This is a genomic window from Lysobacter sp. HA35 (assembly GCF_054061195.1).
The window spans coordinates 1,697,697-1,719,614 of record NZ_JBSSDY010000001.1 but is presented as its reverse complement, the minus strand read 5'-3'; the positions used below and the strand labels follow the sequence as shown (position 1 = coordinate 1,719,614).

Sequence of the window (21,918 nt, the reverse complement as noted above, 5' to 3'; positions counted from 1 at the left end):
AGGTCAGCCGGTGAGGGCGCGGGCCGCCTGGAAGGCGTCTCCGAACAGCCGTTGCACGGGACCCTGCAATTCCCTTGCCAGCGCCATCAGCAGCAGCAGGCCGACCAGCAATGCGATGGGGAAGCCCATCGACATCGGGCTCAGCTGCTGGGCCGCGCGCGACAACACGCCGATCGCGACGTTCACCGCCAGCAGCGCCATCATCACCGGCAGTGCCAGCAGCAGCCCCGTGCGCAGGGCGACGCCGAAGAACTGCGGCACCGACTGCACGAAGCCGGCCCAGTCCGGAATCGGCGTGCCCACCGGCATCGAGCCGTAGCTGTCGAAGAGCAGCTGCACGAGCGCGAGGTGGCCGTCGGTGGTGAAGAACACCAGCCCGAACGCCAGGAAGAACCACTGCGAAATCACCGGCGACGACGTGCCGCTGAGCGGGTTGGCCATCGTCGCCGACGCCAGCCCCATGCCCTGGCTGACCAGTTCGCCGGCGACTTCGCCGGCTTCGAACGCGATCCGCAGCATCAGCCCGATCGCGACGCCCATCGCGAATTCACGCCCGACGGCGAGGAAGGTGGCGGCGTTGATTCCGGCCGGCGGTGGCGCCGGCAGCATCTGCGAGAGCGCCGCGGCGATCGCGATCGTGAGTACGAGTCGCGACCGCGCCGGAATGCCACGGCCGCCCACCATCGGCAACGCCTGGATCGCCGCGCCAATGCGCAGCGCGTACCAGAGGATGCTCGAGAGCATGCCGAACAGGTTCAGCCCGTCGGCAGTGGTGAGGGTGACGGCGTCCATCGCGGCGGACGGATGCAAAGGCTGTTCCGCCGCGGCGATAGCGGTTGTGCGACTAGGGCTCGGTCAGCATCTCGACGACGATCGGGTAGAGCGAGCGGCCGTGGGCGAGCGGCGGCTTCTGCATGGTCAGTGCGCCGAACGTTTTGGCGAAGCAGCGGGCGAGGGGGCTGGCGGGACGGGTGTCGACGTTGCTCAAGCGGCCGTTCGCGTCCACGTCGGCGACGAGGACGAAATCGCCGCCGCGGGTGGGGTCGGTTCCCTTCGGCACGCAGGGGACGAGGGCGTGGTGGATCGCCGGGACCATGGCGGTGTCGTAGATGAAGCCGGGGCGGGTGGCGACTGCTGCTTTGGCGGTGGCCACGCGGGTTTCGAATGTTGGCGGGGCCGCGCCGGCGGCCGCGGTCGACAGTGCGAGTGCTGTGGCTAGGAGGAGGGGCTTCATCGTTCGTCGGACCGGGGCGCTTGGTCGGAGAGTGAGCGGTTGTGGCTGAAGGCGTGGCGACTGGTGCGTTCGCGCTTTGCTTCGCTGCAAGGCAAAGGCGTTTCGTCCGCTGAAGCGGCCGAGTCACTTTTCTTTGCTGGTGCAAAGAAAAGTAACCAAAAGAAAGCACCTTCCCCGACGGATCTACAGCTCGCGATCGGGTGCCTCTCTCGAGATCGCCACACTCGGCATCCTGCCTCGGGTGGCGACGGCGCGCGTCCTGCGCGCCACCCCTTCGGGGTCTTCACGATTTGCGCGGCTGTTGAGGTGAGGGGAGGCACACGCCTACCAGCAATGGCGCTAAACCGGAGACGCTAGCAGCGCCATACGCACGCAACGAACAAGTGCAGAAGCGCAGATCGCGAGCCGAGACACCGCGACGGGCTGGCGCGCGCCAAACGCTCTGTGCTTGCATGCTCGTGTCTGCGTGTCTCTGCGTTGCCGGCACGGCAGCTGCGGAGCGCCACGCCACCTGTGCCGATGCGTTCTTTGTCAGCCGAGCGGACCACGCATGCGTGCCAAAGGCCGCTGCACCGCTGCACCGCCGCGCTGCTAAGCACCATCGCTAACAACAGTCGTAATAAGCCCGTGATGCGCAAGCCAGCACAAACGCGAGTCCGCCGCGCGAACCCAATCGTGAGACCCGAAGGGCGGCGCACATGGATGTGCGTCGTCCGCACCCGAGCCAGGATGGCGAGTGTGCGGATCGTGGAAGAGTCACACGATCTCGCGCTGTAGATCTGATCGGGGAAGGTGCTTTCTTTTGATTACTTTTCTTTGCACCAGCAAAGAAAAGTAACTCAGGCGCGCAGCGCACGAAACGCTTCGGCTGTTGCTTAGGCTGCATGCATTGCATCAATGCAAAAGACACCGAGCTCGGTCTCGTGTGCGCGATCAGCCAATCAACTGCGGAATCCGCTGAAACAGATCCGCCGTAAACGCCACCAACCGCCCCAGCAGAAAGTGCCCCATCACCGCGATCGTCGCCGTCAGCGCGATCGCCTTGACGACGAAACCGATCGTCTGCTCATTGATCTGCGTAGCGGCCTGTACGACACCCACCGCAACACCCACGCCCAGCACCGCAAGCAGCGGCGGCGCGCCGAGAACCAGCGCCATTTCCAGGCCACGGGTGATTTCCGTCATCGCGACTTCAGGCGTCATGTCATGTCACCGGATTGAAGGAGCCGGCGAGCGAGCCGACGACGAGCACCCAGCCGTCGACGAGCACGAACAGCAGGATCTTGAAGGGGGCCGATACGATCATCGGCGACATCATCATCATGCCCATCGACATCAGCACGCTGGCGACGACCAGGTCGATGATCACGAACGGGATGTAGATCAGGAACGCGATTTCGAACGCGGTCTTGAGTTCGCTGGTGAGGAACGACGCGGCGAGCACGCTGAAGGGCACGTCGTTCGGCGACGCGTACGGACCGGTGTGCGAGAGGCCGGCGAACGTCATCAGGTCGGTGTCGCGAACCTGCGCGAGCATGAAGCCGCGGAACGGTTGCGATGCGGCGGCCCATGCGGATTTGAAATCCATGTGGCCGTCGAGGTACGGCGAGATGCCTGCGCTCCATGCCGCGTCGAATGTCGGCGTCATGATCATGAAGGTGAGGAACAGCGCGAGCGCGAGCAGCACTTGGTTGCTCGGTGTCTGGCCGGTGCCGAGCGCCTGCCGCAACAGGCCGAGCACGATGATGATGCGGGTGAACGCGGTGATACCCATCAACGCTGCAGGCAGCAGCGTGATGCCGGTCATCAGCAGCAGCACCTGCAGCGGCATGCTCACCGGCTGGCCACCGACCTGGCCGACGTTGATCGTCGGCAGCGGTCGCGATGACGCGGCCGCAGCGGCGGTCGCAGTCGACGGCTGCGTTGCAGCGGCGACGGCCGGCGTGTTCGGCGCGGCCTGCGCGTGTGCGGAATGCGTCAGCAATCCGTATGCGAGGCCGAGCAGCAGGGCGAGTGCGCAGACGCTGCGCAACAGGCGGTCGAGCGAGATGCTCATGACTTCTTACCGAAATGCTGCGCGAGCACCTGTGCGAACACGGTCGGTGCCGACGATTCGACGACGGGCAGCGGGTGCTCCAACGTGTGCAAGGTCCGTACCCCGCCCTGGCCGACGCCGACAAGCAGCTGCTGGCCGCCAACATCGAGCACCACGGCGCGATCGCGCGGACCGAGCGCAACGCTGGCGACAATCTTCAATTGCGATGAGCCGCCGCCGCGATTCATGCCGGGCATGCGCTTGGCGAGCCAGCCCAGGCCGAGGATCAGGCCGATGACGAGCAGCAGCGAAAACACCGCGCCGCCGATGCTTCCGGCGTCGGTGCCCGGTGCATGGCCAACCGGATGCGCGACCTGCGCGGTCGTGGCCGGACGGAGCGGAAACGAAACTTTGCGCGCGGGCGCGACGGGCTGTGCGGTGGTCGCCGTCGTTACAACCGGCTGCGTCGGAGTCGCGATAGTCGATGTCGACGAAGCAGGTGCAGCGACAGTCACTACGGGCGCCGCAACGGGAGCAGCAGCATCCGTAGACGCCTTCGCAGTCGCCACATTCGCAGCCGCCTGCACCGGCGCCGCAACCGCGACCATCTCGTCCATCGCCGGGCCCACGCCGCTCACTTGAGTCGCTTGATGCGCTCGGACGGGCTCACGACGTCGGTGAGCCGCACGCCGAAGCGATCGTTGACCACGACGACTTCGCCCTGCGCGATCAGCGTGCCGTTGACGTAGACATCGAGCGGTTCGCCTGCGGCGCGCTCGAGTTCCACCACCGAGCCCTGGTTGAGCTGCAGCAGGTTGCGGATCGGAATGCGCGAGCGGCCGACTTCCAGCGACAGCGTCACGTTGACGTCGAGGATGACGTCGAGATTGAGGTCCGCGCCGGTGCCGCCGTCGGCGGTCAGCGTGTCGAACGCCGCGGGCGCGGCCAGGTCGGAAGTGTTCATGCGTTAGCCCAGGGAATCGAGGGGAATCAGCGAGCGCGGCTGGTTCACGTGGGTGATCTTGATGGCGTTCTTGCCGTTGTGCGTTCCGAATTCACCCGCGAAAAGCGGCGTGCCTTCGACTTCCAGCGACAACTGCTTCGGCAGGTCGATCGGAATCACGTCGCCGACTTTCAGCTTGCTCAGCGCGCGCAGCGAGATGGAGCGCTCGGCCAGGCTGCTGCTGATTTCGACTTCCGCGTCCTGCAGCTGCGAGCGCAGCGCGCGCGTCCAGTTCTCGTCTTTCTCGATGCGATCGCTCTGCACGCCGGCGTCGAGAAGTTCGCGGATCGGCTCCAGCATCGAATACGGAAGCGCGACATGCAGCTCGCCGCCGCCGCCTTCGAGTTCGACATGGAACCGGCTCACCGCGATGTATTCGCGCGGCGAAATGATGTTGGCGAAGTGCGGGTTCACTTCGGAGTTCACGTATTCGAACTCGACCGGCAGCACCGGCGCCCAGGCTTCCGTCAAATCGGCGAACGTCTGCTTGAGCAGCAGCTGGATCACGCGCATTTCGGTGGGCGTGAACTCGCGGCCTTCGATGCGCGTGTGGTACTTGCCCATGCCGCCGAAGAAGTTGTCGACGGTGGTGAACACCAGGCGCGGTTCGAACACGATGATGCCGGTGCCGCGCAGCGGCTTCATCTTGATCAGGTTGAGGTTGTTCGGCACCTGCAGCGAATGCATGTATTCGCCGAAGCGGATCAGGTCGATGCCGCGCACCGAAAGATCCGCCGAACGACGCAGCAGGTTGAACAGGCCGATTCGCCACGTGCGCGCGAAGCGCTCGTTGATCATCTCGAGCGTCGGCAACCGGCCGCGGACGATCTTGTCCTGGCTGGCGAAGTCGTAATTGCGTGCCTCGCCCGGAGCGGCCGGCGGCTCGACCTCGATCGCCCCCGCGTCCACGCCGTGGAGGAGGGCATCGATCTCGTCCTGTGAAAGCAGGTCGGCGCTCATGCGGAATCCCTTACTGGGTGACTAGGCTCGTGAAGATCACCGCGTCGATCTTCATCGGCGCGCCTTCGGCCTTCAGGACGGACTTCACTTCGGCGAGCGCCTTTTCCTGCAGGCGCTCCTTGCCACTGCGCTGCGCGAGCTGGTCGGCGGTCTGCTGGCCGAACAGGAGCAGCAGGCGATTGCGGATGGCCGGCGCCTGCTCGTGCAGCGCGGCGAGTGTCTCGGGATCACGCGTCGCCAGCTGCACGTCGGCCTGCAGGTAACGCACGGTATCGGTGTCGGCGAGGTTGACCACGAACGAGGGGTCCATCGCGAAGTACTGCGTCGGCAGTTTCTTCGACGCTTCCTTCGTTGCCGGCTTGCTGGTGTACCACCACGCGCCGGCAACGCCGCCGCCAAGCAGCAGCACCGCCGCGACGACGATGATGATCAACTTTTTCTTGCTCTTCTTCTGGGGCTTGTCGGTCGCCTCAGGGGCGGCGGCCGGAGCGGCAGGGGCTTTGGCGGACACGGGAGAACTCCATGGGTACGCCCGGCTTGTGCAAGCGCCGTGCCGCATTCTGGAGGTCGATCGCCGGGGTTTTGACGCCGGCCTGAATGCGGCCGCGTCGGGACGTCGTCTTGCGCGACGTGCGTCACGGATGGGCCGTGAAGGCGGCTGTTGGGCGTGCGTTAGTGCTGCTTGAACGCGGCAGCGGCTGCTGTTCGACGCATCTCAGCGGCCATGAGGGATGGGTTTCCAAGCGAGCGACCGTACGACGGCCGCTTCACCGCAATCAGACGTACTCGTCGATCAAGCCGCGCGAGCGCAACGTGCGAACCGTCGTGACCTGCTCTTCGGCGTCGCTGCCCAGCCCGCTGCCGCCGGGGAATCCGCCGGACGCGCCATTCGCACGACCGTCGCCGCCTTGGCGACTGCCGGTGCCGACCTGCGTCTGCCCGAGTTCCATGCCTTGCTTGCCGAGCAACGTGCGCAGGTGATCCATGCCGGATTCGAGCGCCTGCCGCACATCCGCATGCGCGGTGTGGAACGTCGCGTTGACGCGATGCCCGTCCATCTGCAAACGGATATCGATGGGTCCCAACGAATCGGGCGTGACGCGGATCTCGGCGTGGTCGAGCTTCTGGTCGGCCATCCACGTGATGCGCTGGCTCATGCCGTCGTCGAAGTCGGCATCGAGGGCGAGCGACACCGACAGCGGCGACGCGGCGATGACGTCGCGAACGTTCGATGGCATGTCGGTGCCGCGCGCCATCAGCGGATTGAACGCGATGCCGGGCGCGCCGGGTGTCGATGCGTCGACGGACGACGTCGAGCCCGTGCGATCGCTCTTCGACTGCGCGAGTGCGGCCAGCGCGGCGAATGCGTCGGCTGCGGGTGTCGCCGGCGTGGCCTGGAGGTTGGTCGCATCCGCTGCGGGCGACAACGCCTGCATCAGTGCGACGCCTGCGGCGGCGCCGGGTGTCGATGTGGTGTTCGTCGTCGATGCCGTTGCATCGGTCGACGCTGCGATCGCGCCAGTGACCGGCGCGGTTGCAGCGGGAAGCGGCGTGGCACCCGGCAGACCGGGGAGTGCGGTGGCTGCACCGTCTCCGGTCGCGGGCGCGGGTTTCGCGCTCACTGCGGACCAGTCGCCAGTGAGCAGCGCGAGCATGCGGTTGGGCAGGGAATCGGCAGTCGTAGCGGCGTTGTCGTCCGGCGCGGTCTTCTTTGTCGCATCGTCGGATGCTTCAGTGCTCGCTGCGGCCGTCGTGTCCGTGGATTCAGGCGTCGATGCATCGTCGCGCGGCTTGCCATCGCGACGCGACGCGGCGTTCGCGTGTTCGCTCGGTTTCGCACGCGCAGCAGTCGCGTCATCGCTGCGCGGCGCGTCGTCGTGATGCGATCGCGTCGCCTCACGCGGCTTCGCTTCATTCGCCGCGTGTTCGCGCGGCATCTCACGTCGTGCCTCGACCGGAGCCGCGGGCTTCTCGCCGGTGTCGAACGAAAATTCCGGCGCGTCGTGCTGCTTCGCCTTGGACGATGCATGCGTCGCGGCGCCGGTGAGCGCCTGCACGGGCGATGACGATCGATCGACGTTCATTGCGTCGGCTCCTCGGTGCCGAGCGCTGCGCGCACGCGGCGGCTGGCAAGATCATCGAGTTCCTTCTGCGATCGCTGGTCGGCCACGCGCGTTTCCTCGCTGCGATAGCTCGCGGCGAGCTTCTGCAGCACGTGCGTTTCGCGGCTCGCGAGCATCAGGCGCGCGCGTTCGACTTCCGTCGCTTCGCGTGAACGCTCGACCGCCTGCAGCTGCTGCGTCACCGCCTGCTGCAACTTCGCCTGGAACGCGACGCGATTGGCGAGCAGTGCGGGGTTGAACGTCGCGCCCTGTTCCGGCGTCGACGAATACTCGGCCGAGTACCGCTGCAACGCTTCCAGGCGGGCCTTCTGCTCGGCGTGCGCGGCTTCGCGCGCGGCGACCTGCTGCGCGACTTCGTCCTGCTGGCGTTGCTTGATCTGGAGGATCGGGTCGAGGCGTTGGGAGCGCGGCGCCATGGAAAAGTCCGGTTAGAGGGGGATGCCGGCGCCGTCGTCGAGCAGGCGCATCAGCGCGGCCTTGCTCTCCTCGACGTTGGACGCTTCGCGAACGTCCTGCGAAAGGAATTCAACGATGGACGGCCAGCGCGCGAGCGCTTCGTCGACCACCGGATCGCTGCCGCGCTGGTAGGCGCCGATCGCGATGAGATCGCGCTGCGTGGAGTACGCGGAGAGCAGGCGACGCAGCTTGCGGATGCGTTCGCGCCACGGCGCGTCGGTGATGTCCTGCATGACGCGCGACACCGAAACTTCGACGTCGATCGCCGGGTACTGGCCGGAATCGGCGATGCGACGCGAGAGCACGATGTGGCCATCGAGAATGGCGCGTGCGGCGTCGGCGATCGGCTCCTGCTGGTCGTCGCCTTCGGTGAGCACCGTGTAGAACGCGGTGATCGAGCCGCGGCCGTCGGCGCCGTTGCCGGCGCGTTCGACGAGGGCAGGGAGCTTCGCGAACACCGACGGCGGATAGCCGCGCGTGGTCGGCGGCTCGCCGACCGAAAGGCCGATCTCGCGTTGCGCCTGCGCGTATCGGGTCAGGGAGTCCATCAGCAGCAGGACATGCAAGCCTTGGTCCCGGTAGTACTCGGCGATCGCGGTGGCGCGCAGGGCGCCGTGCAAGCGCGCGAGCGGCGGGCGGTCGGCCGGTGCTGCGACGACGACCGCGCGACGCAGGCCTTCCTCGCCCAGCGTGGCTTCGACGAAGTCGCGGACTTCGCGGCCTCGCTCACCGATCAGGCCGACGACGATGACGTCCGCCGCGGTGAACCTGGTCATCATGCCGAGCAGCGTCGATTTTACCGACACCGGAACCGGCGAACAGGCCGACGCGCTGGCCGCGACCGATCGGCAGCAGCGCGTTGATCGCGCGTACGCCGACGTCGAGCGAACGCGTGATCGGCTCGCGCATGAGTGGATTGATCGAACGGCCGGTCAGGCCCATGTGGCCTTCGGCGCGGATCGGGCCGCGGCCGTCGAGCGGAACGCCGTCGGAATCGATGACACGACCGAGCAGGCCTTCACCGACCGCGACTTCGCCCTGCAGACGACTCGGCACCACGCGCGCGTTCGGCAGCAGGCCTTCGAGGTCGGCGGTGGGCATCAAGAACGTACGATCACCCGCAAAGCCGACGACTTCCGTATCGACCCAGCGGCCACCGGCGACTTCAACGCGGCAACGCGAGCCCATCGGAGCCGAGCAACCGCTGGCTTCGAGCGTGAGCCCGACCGCGCGACGCAGCACGCCTTCGCGTGCGAGCCCGGCATTCGCGATCGTCGGCTCGGTACCGCCCAGGCGCGCGGCCAGGCGCAGGTTGCGAGCTTCTTCCCACTGCGCGGCGGCGATCGAGGTCATGCGGCACCCTTGGGTTTGTCGAGCATCGCGTCGAGGCAGGCACGCAGGCGCGCGTCGAGCGTGCCGTCGATGCGCATGCTTTCGCTGTGCAGGCGCAGCTCGCCGCGGGCGAGGGTGGTGTCGCCGGTGAGGCGCACGCCGTCCAGCGTCATCAATTGCGGCATCAGGATGCCGAGGTCATCGGGGTGCAAACGCAGTTCGACATCGCGCGAGCTGCTGCCGACGGCGTCGAGTGCTTCGCGGACGAGATCGCCGAGCAGTGCGGGATCGACGCGATACGCGTAACCGACCAGCGAGCCCGCGATGCGCGTCGCGAGGTCGGCGAGCGCGTCCGACACTTCACTGTCGAGGCGTGCGAGCGGACGTGTGAAGCTGTCGAGGATGCCTTCCATCTGCGCGGCCATGCGGCGCAGGTCGGACTGACCGGTCGCGAAACCTTCCGAATGACCGCGACGGAAGCCTTCCTGGTACGCGGCGTCGGTGATCGCCTGCAGCTCTTCCACGCTCGGTGGCTGCGGCACGTCGACAGGCGCGACATGCTCGAAGCCCGGCGCGATCCAGCGCAGCACCGCGGCGTCGCTCATACGAACGTCTCCGCCTTGGCGATGAGCTGGATGGTGCCTTCCTCGGCCATCTTGCGGACGATCTGCAGGATTTCCTTCTGCGCGGCTTCGACATCGGCCAGGCGCACCGGGCCGCGCGCTTCCATGTCGTCCTTGAGGATTTCAGCGGCACGCTGCGACATGTTGCCGATGATCTTGTCCTTGACCTTCGTATCCGCGCCGCGGAGCGCGACGGCGAGCTTCTCGTTCGGCACTTCGCGCAGGATGCTCTGCATCGCGCGGTCGTCGATCTCGCCGAGGTTGTCGAACACGAACATCAGGTCGCGGATCTGGCCGGACAGCGTCTCGTCCATCTGGTTGATGGCGCCGAGGATGACCTCGTCCTGGCCACCGTCCATGAAGTTGAGGATGTTCGCCGCGCACTTCACGCCGCCGAGCGCGGACGACTTGATGTTCTGGCTGCCGGCGAACTGCTTGGCCATGACATCGTTGAGTTCATTGAGCGCATGCGGCGGCACGCCGTCGAGCGTGGCGATGCGCAGCAGCACGTCGGTGCGCGTGCGCTCGGGCAGCACCTTCAGCACTTCGGCGCCCTGGTCGGGGTCGAGATGCGACAGCACGATCGCGATGATCTGTGGATGTTCGTTGCGAACGAGCTCGGCGATCGCGCGCGGCTCCATCCACTTCAGCGTGTCGAGGCCGGACGTATTGCGGCCGAGCAGGATGCGGTCGATCAGGCTCGACGCGCGATCTTCGCCCAGCGCCTGCACCAGCACCGCGCGCACGTATTCGTCCGCACCCGAGCCCAGGCCCGAGGGCTGCTGCAACGTGTCGACGAAATCGTCGACCACATCGATGACCTGATTGCGGGTGACGCCGCCGACCGACGTCATCGCGACGCCGAGCTTCTGCACTTCCTTCGCCGACATGTGCTTGAGCACTTCGGCGGCCTGCTGCTCGCCGAGCGTGAGCAGCACGATCGCCGCGCGCTGCGTGCCGGTGAGTTGCTGCTGGTTGTTATCAGCCATCGGATGCCACCAGATCACGCACGACCTGTGCGACGCGCTTGGGATCGCTCGTCACGGCCGTGCGGGCCACGTTGATTTTTTCGTCGAACTGCATCGCGGCGGTGGCGATCGCCGGGTCCTGCGATCGCTGTGCACGCGGCGCCGCCGCCTGCTCGAGTTCTTCGGCCACGATGGTCTGCACCGCGGACTGCTGCGGAATCACGATCTTCGGCTGCAGCAGCTGGCGGAACGCCGGGCGCAGCACGGTGAAGATGAGCACGATGACCGCGATGCCGCCCAGGATGGTGCGCAGCAGGTCGCGTGCATGCGGGTCCTGCCAGATCGGCGTCGAGTCGCCGGCGTCGTCACCGACATCGCGTGCGAACGGCGAGTTCACCACCGACACCGCGTCGCCGCGCGTCTGGTCGAAACCGATCGCCTGCTGCACCAGCGTCTGGATGCGCTGCTGTTCGGCAACGGTCAGTGCGCGCAGCTTCTGCTTGCCTGCCTTGTCGGCGGGGCCGGCCGGCACGTTGTCGACGAGCACCGCTGCGGTGACGCGACGGATCTTGCCGGGCGCCTGGCGCGTATGCGTCAGCGTGCGGTCGACTTCGTAATTGCGGACTTCGTTGCGCGTGCCCTGCGCGCTGGCCGGAGCAGCCGGCTTCGCGGGCGCGGCCTGCGCCGTCGGGTTACCGGCGTTCGGATTCGGGGTATTGCTCGCGCTGCCGGGCACGCCCTGCGCCGGCGCGCCGTTCGCATTCGCCGCGGCCATCGCGCCGATGTCGCCGCTCTGCGAGACCTGCTCACTGCGCACCTTGGCCTCGGGGCCGTAGGTTTCCTTCGCTTCCTCGGTCTCGTTGAAGTCCATGTCGACGCTGACCTGCGCGCTCACGCGGCCCGGGCCGGTCATCGGCTCGAGCAACTGCTCGATGCGCTGCACGTAGACGGCTTCCTGACGATGCTGCTGGTCGAACTGCTGCTGGCCGATGGCTTCGGCCGACGTCGGATCACGCGAGGTGAGCATGCGGCCGAACTGGTCGACCACGGTGATGCGGTTGGTCGGCAGGTCCGGCACGCTGGTGGCGACGAGATTGACGATCGCGTCGACCTGGTTCTGTTCGAGCGTGGCGCCGGTGCGCAGCTGCAGCACGATGGACGCGCTCGCGCTTTCCTTGTCACGGGTGAACGCGCTCGGCTTGGGCAACGCGAGATGCACGCGCGCCTCGCGCACCGGGCGCAGGTTGGAAATGGTGCGGGCGAGTTCGATTTCCTGCGCGTGCTGGTAGCGCGCGTTTTCGACGAACTGGCTGGTGCCGAAGCCCTGGTCGCCCTCCATCGACTCGAAGCCCTTGTCGCCGCCCGCGGGCAGGCCGGCCGACGCCAGCGCCATCTTCGCTTCGCCGATCTTGTCGGCCGGAACCGCGAGCGCGCCGGTGCCGGTGTCGATGCGGTAGGGGATCTGCGCGGTGCTGAGCAGCTGCGACGCGTCCTCGGTCGACTTCGCGTCCTGGCCGGCATACACCGGCACGTAGTTCGGCTTCTGCGTCCAGAAGAACAGCCACAGGCCGGCCGCGATCGCCGCCGCGACGAGCGCGATCATGCCGACCTGGCGGATGGCCGGGATGTCCTGCAGACGCCCCAGTTTCTGCAGGTTCTCGGAGGGCTTGGGAAGCGCGATCACGGCCATCGGATGGGTCTCGTTTCTCTATCGATCGTCAGGTCGGGTGCCGTCAGATCGGCATGTTCATGACGTCCTGGTACGCCTGCACCAGCCGGTTTCGAACCTCGACCGTGGCGCGGAAGGCAACCTGGGACTGCTGCATGGAGACCATCACGCGGGCGAGGTCCGCCTTCGGGTCGCCGAGTTCGAACGCGCGCTGCAGCTCGCTGGCGTCGTTCTGCACCTTGCTGACGTTGTCGATGGCGTTCGACATGGCGGTCTTGAATCCGCCACCCGAGGTGCCTTCGACACCGGCCGGCGCACCGCCGATGCGCGCGATGCCGGTGCCGGAGGCGATGTCCGACATGCCACGCATCCGCGTCTCGTGGGCGCGGATCTGGGACAGAACGGAGGAAATCGCGTCGGTCATGGCCTGGCGGGCTCGTCACGGGAACTCGACGGGGCTCAGGCAAGCGGCGTGCCACGAAGGCGCCGGGAAACCGGCGGTGGCGGATTTGATGGGGTTCTAGGGCCGCTTGGGTGGTGCAAGCGGCGGTTGTTGCGGGGTCTAGACCGATGCGTCCGGCAGGACCCGCGGGTCGACTGCCGCGGCGAAGCGGCGGTCGGGCCCGGACAGTCGAAGTCATCTATGTGCGACCGCGACCGCCACGCCGCAGGGCACCGCGGCTTCCGCACCGTACTGCCGGTTCTTCAACGTAATGGCGGGTGAAACACGCCCGGAGCGACGTTGGCCGAGCGACCAGCGTTACGGACTACTTCCCCGCCGGCGGCTCCCACAGCTCGACCTTGTTGCCCTCCGGATCGATCACCCAGCCGAACTTGCCGTATTCGGAGTCGTCCACGCGATCCATGACATTGCAGCCCTCGGTGCGCAGGGCGGCCAGCAGCGCCGTGAGGTCACGCACGCGGAAATTGACCATGAAGGACGCTGTGCTCGGCTCGAAATGCTTTGTGTCGGCCGGGAACGGCGTCCACGCGGTCGTGCCGGACGGGTTCTCGGGCGTACCCCAGGTCAACTTCGCGCCGCCCCAAGGCTTCACGTCCAGGCCCAGATGATCGCGATACCACGCCGAAAGCGCGGCCGGATCCTTCGCCTTGAAAAACAAACCGCCGATGCCGGTCACGCGTTCCATTGCTTTCCCCTTGCTGCACAACAGTCGGATGGCGCCGAACGACGAGGTCTCGGCATTCGCGTCGCGCAGGAGATGTCACGTTGCACGCCGGTCGGGCGATGGTAGCGGCGCACGAATGCGACGGGGTGCCGGTCGTCGTCCGTGCGACACGTGTATGCGCGTCGATATAAACAAAAAGGCCCCGCGCTTGGCGGGGCCTTTCGTCGACCGAAAGCGTTGACGCGCGTTATTCGCCCAGACCCACCGCGAGTTCGACGCGCCGGTTCGTCGCCTGGTTCGCCGGCGACGTGTTGGCCACCTTCGGATTGTTCGGCCCGTACCAGAACTTCACCATGCGCGACTCGTCCACGCCCTGCGTCGCCAGGTAGCTGCCGACCATGTCGGCACGTCGGCGCGAAAGGCCTTCGTTATGGTCGCGGCTGCCGACGTTGTCGGTATAGCCGGCGATCACCACGTACGACTGCGGCTTCTCCTTCATGAGGGCCGCAACCTTGTCGAGATCCGCGGTGTCAGCCGCGACCAGCGCCGTCTTGTTGGTCGCGAAGTTCACGTCATCGATCTTCAGGCCGACGATCTTCTTGTCGGTCGACGTCTCGACATGCTCGGTCACCTTGACGTCGTACAGCGCGCCGCTCGTGTAGTCGGGGTGGTGCACGAAGTCCGCGAGCGGAATGACGCGCGAGCAGGAATTGAGCGTCGCGACGTCCGCCTTCAACGACTCTGCGCGCGAGCCCGTCGCACTGCTGATCACGTAGAAGCAGACGTCATTCTCTTTCGCGATCTTGCGCGCCACGTCCGCAGGATTCGCGCCGGTGTATTCGCCGTCCCAGAACACGAACGCCGCGGTGCGTCCCTGCAGCGGCTTCACGATGCTCTCTAGCTTCACCAGCCCGCTGCGGAGCGGTGTAATACCCGAGCCCTTCGTGCGCACGGTATCCAGCGCGGCCGCAACTTTTTCGCGGTTGTACGGCTGCACCGGCAGGTTGTCCTGCCAATCCGTGTACGTGTAGATGCCGACGTTGTGGCCGAGATCCGGGAAGTACGCGTTGCGCGCCTTCATCAGATCCGTCACCACCTGCACCACCGGGCGATCGGTGTCCTCGAAATCCCGGTTCGACGATGACGACGTGTCGAGCAGGAAGATCGCATTGTCTGCAACCTTCACCAGCTGATTCGTCTTGACCACGTTGTTGACGATGTCGTCCCGCGTAATGATCTCCACGGCCCAGGACGGCGCAGCAGCGAGACCCCCGAGAACAACGGTTGCAACCGCACTCCAGATCTTCGACTTCCGTTGCATGGCACATCTCCAAGTCGCGAGCCCCGTGGCCGCCGCTTGAGAGATTGATCGCGACCGAAATCGCGGTTGTTCAATAACCGTGAATCTGCACCAATGGGCACGACGGTTCGCCTGTGGAGGCAGGTCGGAATATCTGTAGCGCCGACGCGTTGTCGTGTGTGATGCGTATGGCGGCCGCGTTGATGTCACGTAGCGGGCGCGACCACGTGTCCAGTACATATACATGTCCGCGCGGAACTCACTCTCAACGCTGCGTCGGCCTTTTGTGATCGCGACGTCGTCTGCCTGGCAACCGCAAACGCAGCGGACGGATTTCTGTGTCGCTGCGAATATGACGAGCTTGGGCTCCGTGAGCCTCTTCGCAACCGGAGGGCCGATCAGGGCCCGATCTACGCCACGCCGCCGTCGATGCAGCGGCGTGCATTACAAGCGGCGTCCCTCGGACCAGCTCGCGTGCTTCGCACACGGCGAAGGACAACACCACGACGTCTTACGGAGGGGAAATCACGAACGAAAGGAGCGTGTCTGACGTCTGTATCGGCTTCGCGCCCATTGCTTCGTACAAAGCGATCGCCCGGTGGTTGCTCATCCGTACGCCCTTGATCACGAACTCGATGCAACCCTTCTCCCGAGCCTTCAGCCGCAACTGTTCGATGACCGCCGAGCCGTACCCGCGGGACCGCATCGCGGAATCGACTTCGATCTTCTCCAGAACAAATTTGCCGCCAGCGCTGAACCAGCCGTACGCACGTCCGATGCGAACGCCATCCAGCCACGGCTCGATGACGTAATGCTGCCGCTCCTCGCTTTCCTCGAAGTGCCAGTCAGCGCGGAACTGGAGGTCGCGAGATTGCAAGTTATGTCCTGTCTCTGTCGGCAAAATTGTCGGCGACCCGCGCGGCGGAGTGGCGCGTGTCGGTAGGTGCCGGTGCTTCGGCGTGCTCGCATCCGCCTGAGGTAGTCGAACGGATAACGTGGCCGCGTGTGGTGCATCGGGGCGCGTTGACGCGATGCGCTGCCCGCGTCCCGCCATTCGAGCCACGCAAGGGTACAGCTGCGGGCGCATGCTGCCCGTCAGTGCCGCGCGGGCATTGGAGATCCGGCGCGAACGCCGGTCGTTCGAGACCATGCGGTACTTCACGTGCAGCGAGACCTCGCGTCAGTTCCCCAAGCGCTGACTGAAGGCGTGCACCTCGATCGAGCCTCGTTGCGACGCAGCGAGGCTTCGGCCCGTGGTCGCCGCTGCTACGGGCAGCCCGACTTGTTCGCCTGCGGTGGGCTCGAGTACGCGACCGCGCCTTTGCGGCAAAACGCATACATGAATTGCCTTGGGTTCGGGCCGCCCGGCGGGCTGGCGCTCGAGTGCAGTTCCTTCCCGGCGCGGTCTACCAGGCGCACAGTGGATTGGCCGGTAGCGTCCACCGACATTTCCACGACCTGCCCACCCGGTAATGCCATGGTGCGCGTCTGTCCCGGCGGTATGAGGTCGTCGAACTTGAAGCTGACGCCGCCGTTGTCCCAGATGGAGCCGACGAATCCGACGGGTTCGGCCGCTGAGCTCGCCCCGATCGGAAGCAGCGCGACTAACGCGATCAGTACAAGGCGCTTCATGTCACTCTCCAGTTTTGCGGACAGACCAGTGAATACCTGACACGGAAGTCAACGCACGAGGACGCGTCGTCAAAGCACAGGTGCCGCCATATCGCCGCGAGTATCCCGAAAATCCCGCGCCTCGAACGGCTATCAGCTTGACTCTGCCGCAAGATCGTCGAGCACTCGAACGCGCCGCGCGAGCGGCGCCGCTTGGGGGAATTGCTATATGTCCGATCGCCGTTTCCACCAGCCCCTGAGTCCGATCAGCAGCATAGCGGCAAGTAGGACGGCAGACGCCGCGAAGACACCACGGCACACGGATCCCGATCCGACGCCAGACGCACCAATCCCGCTTACAAGGCACCTCCGTGCGCCCGATCCGGCGGCCACCCAGAGCTCGATCAGCAGCATGAGGCCGACGATCGCCAAGGCCAGCGTCTCGCCTAGGCGCGGGCGATTGAACGCGCTCGCCAATTGCGCGCAACCGGCGACCACAAACGCGGTGGCTGCCAAATACGCCACCCAGGCCGGGGCGTTCAATCCTTCGGGGTACAGCGCGATCATGCCGGCCGTAAAGACGCCGACCGCGATGATGGCCACGCCGAAGAGCCTGGGATGCGAATCGGCTGCGTTCAAAGGTTTGGAACTCCGGTCAAGCCACGCAGCGGCGTCCGGTTGCACGAGTTCGGGAGCGCCACTCTCGACAACGCCCGCACACGCCTAGCGCGGGGCGGCGGCGTCAACCAGCTGCGGTATCGCAAGAAAGATGCTGAGCATGGAGTAGTCATCACCATCCTCGATCTGCTTGAACACGCGCGTGATCGGGAAAACGATCTTGGAGTGCTCGGGCAACAGCACACCCATGCCCTCCTGATTCTCGACCCAGCGGCCATTCAGGGCCTTGTAGTGCTCGATGATCGCGGTGCCGAGAAACGCCCCATAGATGTTCGCGACCTTCACCTTGGGCTCGCCGGAATATGCCGCGCGCTGCGCACTCACATCGTCCGACAGCCACTTGATGCTCTCCGCGTCGTATCCAAGAGATGGCGACACATTGGAGCGGAGCGATTGCAGCAGGTTGTCCGCGTAGCTCCGAAGGGTAGTGGACGTCTGGAGCGGTACTTCCTCGTAGATCGGCCCCGCCGGAGCCGGCTGCGCCTTACCCCATTTCAGGGAAAACGGATTTTTCATTGGCGCATGCTCCTCGCTTGGCCATGGCGGCATTCGCCACTGGGTTTCGTGATGCTGGACGGGCAACCGACCGTGGTCAAGGAGGGTGGCTGGTGGCGTACTTTCCGATGTCCGCATTCTGAGTGACGCACTTGCCCTATTGCTTCGATTGCGCGAAGACCTGAGTTAAGCCACGCCGCGAAGTGGCGTCGGCTTGGACGAATTGTTAGGCCTTGGCCCGCGGAGGCGCAACGGAAACACCGCAAACATTCATTCATTGCTTCCCAAGAGCCGGCAACCAACCAAGCCGTTAGCGACGACCAGTGCGGCAGCGCGTGATCGCTTGCCTGCAACTGCATAGTGAATGCTTACGCGACTCTCGCCTGCGCCTGGAATGTTCGACACGAGCAAACAAGTGCTGCGGCCCGCGCCGACAGCCTGTACCCGTGCGCGTGCGGGGGAGCGCGGAAGCTCGGAGATAGCCGAGCCCGGTTCGATCATGAAAGGCCCAACGCTCAGGTTGAGTTGTGCGCCTTCGGCGGTGAGGTCAACAACGCTCGCGTAGCCGTACGTTCCGCTGCGAATGCTCGACCAGCTAACGCTTGTGCTCTTAAGGCACGCGCCGTAGTACGGGCTGAGCGGGAAAAGCTCATTTGACAGGCGGCTGTTACCGCCGGCAGCGAACGCCGGGAGCACCGCAAACAGGCCCACCAGTGCTAGCGAAGTCTTTTCCAAGGCCTAAGACGTGAGTTAAGCCGCGCCGCATAGTGGAGGCTTTGCAGTGGCAAGCTTTTCTTGCCACTGCTAAAGCCGGAACGAAGCGACGTCGGCTTGGACGAATTGTTAGGCGGCAGACCGGGCTGTTAGCTCGACCCATTCGTCCACCGCCGTGAACATGTAGTTTCCCACGGGAGCGAGCGTTGGGTCCTGATGAGCAAACGGGTTCTCAACGGTCCATTCGATCACTACAGATTCGCGCGCGAGCACGCCGCCCATCTGGACCCATTGGAGAAAATCGGAATCTATCGGCAGGTGTTCACCCGAGTCGCCGAGCATCACCACTCGCGCGAGTGCAGAGCCAGTGGGAACCGGCACGCTCACTAGGTCGCCGAGCTGTACTTCCGAGCCATCCGAATACTTCATTTCGCCGCCTAACACCTGAGTTAAGCCGCGCCGCGAAGCGGCGTCGGCTTGGACGAATTGTTAGGCCCCGCCCGTGGAGAGCGACGCCTCGTACTGCGCAAGATAGTGCTCGATCGGGAAAGCGTTGCCGGTGGTGCGAATGTCCCCGGTGTTTCGGTTGACTATGAGTGGAGCGTTGCCCGCGAGCCGGTGCGCAAACTCTCCCGTCTCCAGATACTGGCGAGACTGGTAGAAGAACACCCAGCCAAAGCTTTTCTCAATGGTGGCGGAGTCTAGGATCGCCATTTCACACTGAGACGCGTCGGCGAAGCCAGCGAGGTGCGCAGAGACGATGCTTCTGGCTTGGGCAGCGGTGATCATCTGTGCGGGGCCTAACACCTGAGTTAAGCCGCGCCGCGAAGCGGCGTCGGCTTGGACGAATTGTTAGGCCTCAGGCTAGTCGAAGTAGTAAGCAGCGACAACGATCGACTTCACGGGTATGCCTGCTTTGTGTGCAGGCGAGAACCGATCGGCAAACATGGCGGCGCGCTCCTCGGGCAGCAGTGCCAGGCGCGCCGGTGAATAGACGGCGACATCCTGGGGAATGCCATTTTCATCTACCAAGACCGCGACACACGCCGCGTCACCGGAAGCCGCCGAGATAAGACGCAGCACATTGAACGAAGCAATGGACGTGCGTTTCGCTAGGGTATCGACGGCCTGTGACGGCAAGTAGTCGGGCGCCTCTTTGACAATGCTGTGCAGGCGACGCGAGTTCACGCAGTTGGTGTACGGCCTATCGGCGGCGTGGCCGACACTAACGAATAGAAGCGCGACTGCGAGAAGTGAAAACCGGATCACGTGCATGTCGATTCCTGAGGCCTAACACCTGAGTTAAGCCGCGCCGCGAAGCGGCGTCGGCTTGGACGAATTGTTAGGGCCCTAGCCCAGCCACTCCGCGAGCGCATCGCTTGACGAGAAGCCGAGCATGGAAAGCCCTTCTGGATTGCCTAACTCACCGTAGCCGAGGAAGAACTCTCCGGTCGGTTCGCTATACAACAGCCATTGGCTACCGAGTTTCGCAATGGCGTACAGAGGATAAGGTTCCGCCGAGCGGCTGCAATGTTTCTGTGCCCATTCCCCGGTCGCCACGAGGGTTAGAAATGGGTCGACGACGCAGGCACGAAGCTTGTCTTGCTGCTTTGCGATGTATGCGTTTCTGTCTGGCGCCCAGCTACAAGGCGTGTTGCTGCCCCGAGCAAACGATTCTTCTAGAAGTTGGAGCGCCTGTGAGCGATCGGGCCCTAACACCTGAGTTAAGCCGCGCCGCGAAGCGGCGTCGGCTTGGACGAATTGTTATGTGCCCGCACCGGCCGAAGCGGAAATCGTGGTCTTGATTCCGCGGCGGCACTCCGCACGAAGTGCATTGCCCGAGCGGGTGCGTTGCCGATCCAGCGCGGCCGCGAGGCGACGAGCATACGCCGCCGATCCTCCCGGTAACTCGCTGTCGGGTTCGAAATGGCAGAGCTGCGCACCAGGCGGCCACCAGCCACTCCTGACCAGCGGCAGAACCCGATAGGGCGCAACGAGCAACGCAGAGGAGAAGGCATCGTCAAGCTCTTCCGACGCTCCGGCATCTGCGGCGGCGGCCAATAACATTCCCACACGCAGCCAGGCTGGTTTGGCTGACGCTACACCAGCAAGTAAGCGCCTCGTATCGGCTTCGCTGTTCCAGATGGCTTTGACGGTGCGGGCAGCTCCGACGGCTTGCACCGAGTGCTCGATCTCGGGCGGCGTGATCGCTAGTGCTGGTGTTCCGGAAAGCAGGAGTGCTGCCGCCAAGAAGCTTTTCATGCACATAACACCTGAGTTAAGCCGCGCCGCGAAGCGGCGTCGGCTTGGACGAATTGTTAGGCGGCAGGCGCGATGATTTAACCACCGCTGCTCGTCTGCTTCTTTTCCCGCCTGCGCATCTCCAGCACCCAGCCGCACAGGCAAATGGGAAACAGCACTAACGCAATCAGGTCTATGTCGCTCACGTGAACCTCGCGCCCAATATACGGCGACCCGATCGCCACAAGGATTCCCAAGGCGCCGGCCGAAAACGCGGCAGACGTGACGGCTTCCACCCAGTGCGCTGCTGTCAACTTCAAGATCGCCATTCCACTGTCTCTGCCGCCTAACACCTGAGTTAAGCCGCGCCGCGAAGCGGCGTCGGCTTGGACGAATTGTTATGCGGTGCACAAAGCTGTCGCAGCGCTGCTATCTGCTCCGCATGCCATTCACTGACAGGGCTAATCAGCGAAGCCTCGCCATTCCCGCGCTCAAGTGTAGCTAACGTGACTGCCGGACTAGAGTAGCGCTGGAGAAAGGGCACGCCGACCGTCTTGAACTCGGTTGCGAGGTTGCGAGCGGATTCAACGGCCGATGCCGGCGACGAGACTGCGTGTGGGGAATACCCCGTGCGAGAGATATTTCCCAACTGTGCGCCGATGATTGCTACTCTTTTTCTCGCCGCTACGTATTCCACAGCCACGTCGCCGAGCGCATCGAATGCGTTGTAGTGGTTTGCGAATGTAATGTGGAACAGCCAGTTGGCGGAGCCTTCGACCCGTTTGAAGTGCCGTTGGCTGCTTACGAACTTCCAGCCCGGCAACTGCCCGGCGAGTTCGGAAAGAAAAGCCGCATGTAGTTCGGACAATTTCATAGCCGCCTAACACCTGAGTTAAGCCGCGCCGCGAAGCGGCGTCGGCTTGGACGAATTGTTAGGCCCCGGCGATCGCGGGTTGCCAGAGCCGCATTGCCAGAGCAACGATCGCTGCCACGATGAAGCGCCGCAGATAGCGAGTCGAATCAGCGTACACCGGCCGGACGTTGGGTGAGAGCCGGTCCACGGCCTCGCGGTGCACAACCAAGGCGAGCCGTAACAGAAGAAGCGGGTCGACAATGCGACCAACGCCGGCACGATATCGCGCTAACAATTCCGGATGCTCGGCAGTGATGCGCCGCCTGAGCTCGTGCGACGCCGCAAAATACATGGCCAAACTGGCTGCGCCGGTGAACCATGCGATGAGATATACGGGTAGGGCGAGCGCAAGCATATTGGTTCCGGGGCCTAACACCTGAGTTAAGCCGCGCCGCGTAGTGGAGGTAAACATAGGGCAAGCTTTTCCTGCCCTATG

27 protein-coding genes and 2 pseudogenes are annotated in these 21,918 nt (G+C 64.9%); all 29 read right to left on the bottom strand.

The window, feature by feature from the left end; all coding sequences use genetic code 11:
- Positions 1-3: 3 nt before the first annotated feature.
- On the bottom strand, positions 4-792 hold the full coding sequence (gene fliR / locus ACVWZN_RS08590) for a flagellar biosynthetic protein FliR (RefSeq protein WP_456953444.1): 789 nt from the start codon (positions 790-792) through the stop codon (positions 4-6).
- Positions 793-844: 52 nt separating this feature from the next.
- Positions 845-1,234: a hypothetical protein gene (locus ACVWZN_RS08585; protein WP_456953443.1), complete on the bottom strand. Its 390-nt coding sequence runs from the start codon at positions 1,232-1,234 to the stop codon at positions 845-847.
- 933 nt (positions 1,235-2,167) lie between these two features.
- A complete protein-coding gene (locus ACVWZN_RS08580; protein ID WP_027083226.1) occupies positions 2,168-2,437 on the bottom strand; it encodes a flagellar biosynthetic protein FliQ in 270 nt (89 codons plus the stop codon).
- A 1-nt stretch (position 2,438) separates the two neighbouring features.
- Entirely contained in the window at positions 2,439-3,290 is an 852-nt protein-coding gene (gene fliP, locus ACVWZN_RS08575) for a flagellar type III secretion system pore protein FliP (protein WP_456953442.1), read from the bottom strand.
- A pseudogene (fliO, locus tag ACVWZN_RS08570) lies at positions 3,287-3,658 on the bottom strand (flagellar biosynthetic protein FliO); the annotation flags it as partial. The pseudogene fliO and the gene fliP, both read right to left, overlap by 4 nt.
- 245 nt (positions 3,659-3,903) lie before the next feature.
- A complete protein-coding gene (gene fliN, locus ACVWZN_RS08565) occupies positions 3,904-4,233 on the bottom strand; it encodes a flagellar motor switch protein FliN (protein ID WP_027083229.1) in 330 nt (109 codons plus the stop codon).
- Positions 4,234-4,236: 3 nt separating this feature from the next.
- Positions 4,237-5,232, bottom strand: a complete 996-nt coding sequence (gene fliM / locus ACVWZN_RS08560; protein ID WP_027083230.1) for a flagellar motor switch protein FliM — start codon at positions 5,230-5,232, stop codon at positions 4,237-4,239.
- 10 nt (positions 5,233-5,242) lie between these two features.
- Positions 5,243-5,743 carry a flagellar basal body-associated FliL family protein gene (locus ACVWZN_RS08555; protein ID WP_456953441.1) on the bottom strand — a complete coding sequence of 167 codons (501 nt, stop codon included), beginning with the start codon at positions 5,741-5,743 and terminating at the stop codon, positions 5,243-5,245.
- Positions 5,744-6,008: 265 nt separating this feature from the next.
- Entirely contained in the window at positions 6,009-7,316 is a 1,308-nt protein-coding gene (locus ACVWZN_RS08550) for a flagellar hook-length control protein FliK (RefSeq protein WP_456953440.1), read from the bottom strand.
- Positions 7,313-7,771, bottom strand: coding sequence for a flagellar export protein FliJ (fliJ, locus tag ACVWZN_RS08545; protein ID WP_027083233.1), 459 nt, complete (start codon positions 7,769-7,771; stop codon positions 7,313-7,315). Before fliJ ends, ACVWZN_RS08550 begins: the two co-directional genes overlap by 4 nt.
- A 12-nt stretch (positions 7,772-7,783) precedes the next feature.
- Positions 7,784-9,164 (bottom strand): annotated as a pseudogene (gene fliI, locus ACVWZN_RS08540) (flagellar protein export ATPase FliI).
- Positions 9,161-9,748 carry a FliH/SctL family protein gene (locus ACVWZN_RS08535; protein WP_456953439.1) on the bottom strand — a complete coding sequence of 196 codons (588 nt, stop codon included), beginning with the start codon at positions 9,746-9,748 and terminating at the stop codon, positions 9,161-9,163. The pseudogene fliI and the gene ACVWZN_RS08535 overlap by 4 nt, the downstream one beginning before the upstream one ends.
- Positions 9,745-10,755, bottom strand: coding sequence for a flagellar motor switch protein FliG (gene fliG / locus ACVWZN_RS08530; protein WP_081672125.1), 1,011 nt, complete (start codon positions 10,753-10,755; stop codon positions 9,745-9,747). Before fliG ends, ACVWZN_RS08535 begins: the two co-directional genes overlap by 4 nt.
- Positions 10,748-12,424, bottom strand: coding sequence for a flagellar basal-body MS-ring/collar protein FliF (gene fliF / locus ACVWZN_RS08525; RefSeq protein ID WP_456953438.1), 1,677 nt, complete (start codon positions 12,422-12,424; stop codon positions 10,748-10,750). The genes fliG and fliF overlap by 8 nt, the downstream gene beginning before the upstream one ends.
- Before the next feature lie 43 nt (positions 12,425-12,467).
- Positions 12,468-12,827, bottom strand: a complete 360-nt coding sequence (gene fliE / locus ACVWZN_RS08520) for a flagellar hook-basal body complex protein FliE (RefSeq protein ID WP_456953437.1) — start codon at positions 12,825-12,827, stop codon at positions 12,468-12,470.
- Positions 12,828-13,170: 343 nt separating this feature from the next.
- On the bottom strand, positions 13,171-13,551 hold the full coding sequence (locus tag ACVWZN_RS08515; RefSeq protein WP_456953436.1) for a VOC family protein: 381 nt from the start codon (positions 13,549-13,551) through the stop codon (positions 13,171-13,173).
- Positions 13,552-13,777: 226 nt separating this feature from the next.
- Positions 13,778-14,851 carry an OmpA family protein gene (locus ACVWZN_RS08510; protein ID WP_456953435.1) on the bottom strand — a complete coding sequence of 358 codons (1,074 nt, stop codon included), beginning with the start codon at positions 14,849-14,851 and terminating at the stop codon, positions 13,778-13,780.
- Positions 14,852-15,341: 490 nt separating this feature from the next.
- Positions 15,342-15,992: a GNAT family N-acetyltransferase gene (locus tag ACVWZN_RS08505; protein WP_456953434.1), complete on the bottom strand. Its 651-nt coding sequence runs from the start codon at positions 15,990-15,992 to the stop codon at positions 15,342-15,344.
- Between the two features lie 104 nt (positions 15,993-16,096).
- Positions 16,097-16,462: a hypothetical protein gene (locus ACVWZN_RS08500; protein ID WP_456953433.1), complete on the bottom strand. Its 366-nt coding sequence runs from the start codon at positions 16,460-16,462 to the stop codon at positions 16,097-16,099.
- A 204-nt stretch (positions 16,463-16,666) separates the two neighbouring features.
- Complete coding sequence (locus ACVWZN_RS08495) at positions 16,667-17,080, bottom strand: hypothetical protein (RefSeq protein ID WP_456953432.1); 414 nt, start codon at positions 17,078-17,080, stop codon at positions 16,667-16,669.
- 84 nt (positions 17,081-17,164) lie between these two features.
- The gene (locus ACVWZN_RS08490) at positions 17,165-17,635 is read right to left on the bottom strand and encodes a hypothetical protein (protein WP_456953431.1); all 471 of its coding nucleotides are present in this window, start codon (positions 17,633-17,635) and stop codon (positions 17,165-17,167) included.
- A gap of 249 nt (positions 17,636-17,884) precedes the next feature.
- Positions 17,885-18,349 carry a hypothetical protein gene (locus ACVWZN_RS08485; RefSeq protein WP_456953430.1) on the bottom strand — a complete coding sequence of 155 codons (465 nt, stop codon included), beginning with the start codon at positions 18,347-18,349 and terminating at the stop codon, positions 17,885-17,887.
- A 108-nt stretch (positions 18,350-18,457) separates the two neighbouring features.
- Positions 18,458-18,757 (bottom strand): hypothetical protein, encoded by a 300-nt coding sequence (locus tag ACVWZN_RS08480; RefSeq protein ID WP_456953429.1) that lies wholly within the window; start codon positions 18,755-18,757, stop codon positions 18,458-18,460.
- 60 nt (positions 18,758-18,817) lie between these two features.
- Positions 18,818-19,117: a YrhB domain-containing protein gene (locus ACVWZN_RS08475; protein WP_456953428.1), complete on the bottom strand. Its 300-nt coding sequence runs from the start codon at positions 19,115-19,117 to the stop codon at positions 18,818-18,820.
- 75 nt (positions 19,118-19,192) lie between these two features.
- The gene (locus tag ACVWZN_RS08470) at positions 19,193-19,603 is read right to left on the bottom strand and encodes a hypothetical protein (protein ID WP_456953427.1); all 411 of its coding nucleotides are present in this window, start codon (positions 19,601-19,603) and stop codon (positions 19,193-19,195) included.
- 489 nt (positions 19,604-20,092) lie between these two features.
- Positions 20,093-20,590, bottom strand: a complete 498-nt coding sequence (locus ACVWZN_RS08465) for a hypothetical protein (RefSeq protein WP_456953426.1) — start codon at positions 20,588-20,590, stop codon at positions 20,093-20,095.
- 77 nt (positions 20,591-20,667) lie between these two features.
- A complete protein-coding gene (locus tag ACVWZN_RS08460) occupies positions 20,668-20,898 on the bottom strand; it encodes a hypothetical protein (protein WP_456953425.1) in 231 nt (76 codons plus the stop codon).
- A 29-nt stretch (positions 20,899-20,927) separates the two neighbouring features.
- Positions 20,928-21,443, bottom strand: a complete 516-nt coding sequence (locus ACVWZN_RS08455; RefSeq protein WP_456953424.1) for a hypothetical protein — start codon at positions 21,441-21,443, stop codon at positions 20,928-20,930.
- Between the two features lie 58 nt (positions 21,444-21,501).
- Positions 21,502-21,837: a hypothetical protein gene (locus ACVWZN_RS08450; protein WP_456953423.1), complete on the bottom strand. Its 336-nt coding sequence runs from the start codon at positions 21,835-21,837 to the stop codon at positions 21,502-21,504.
- Between the last annotated feature and the right edge of the window lie 81 nt (positions 21,838-21,918).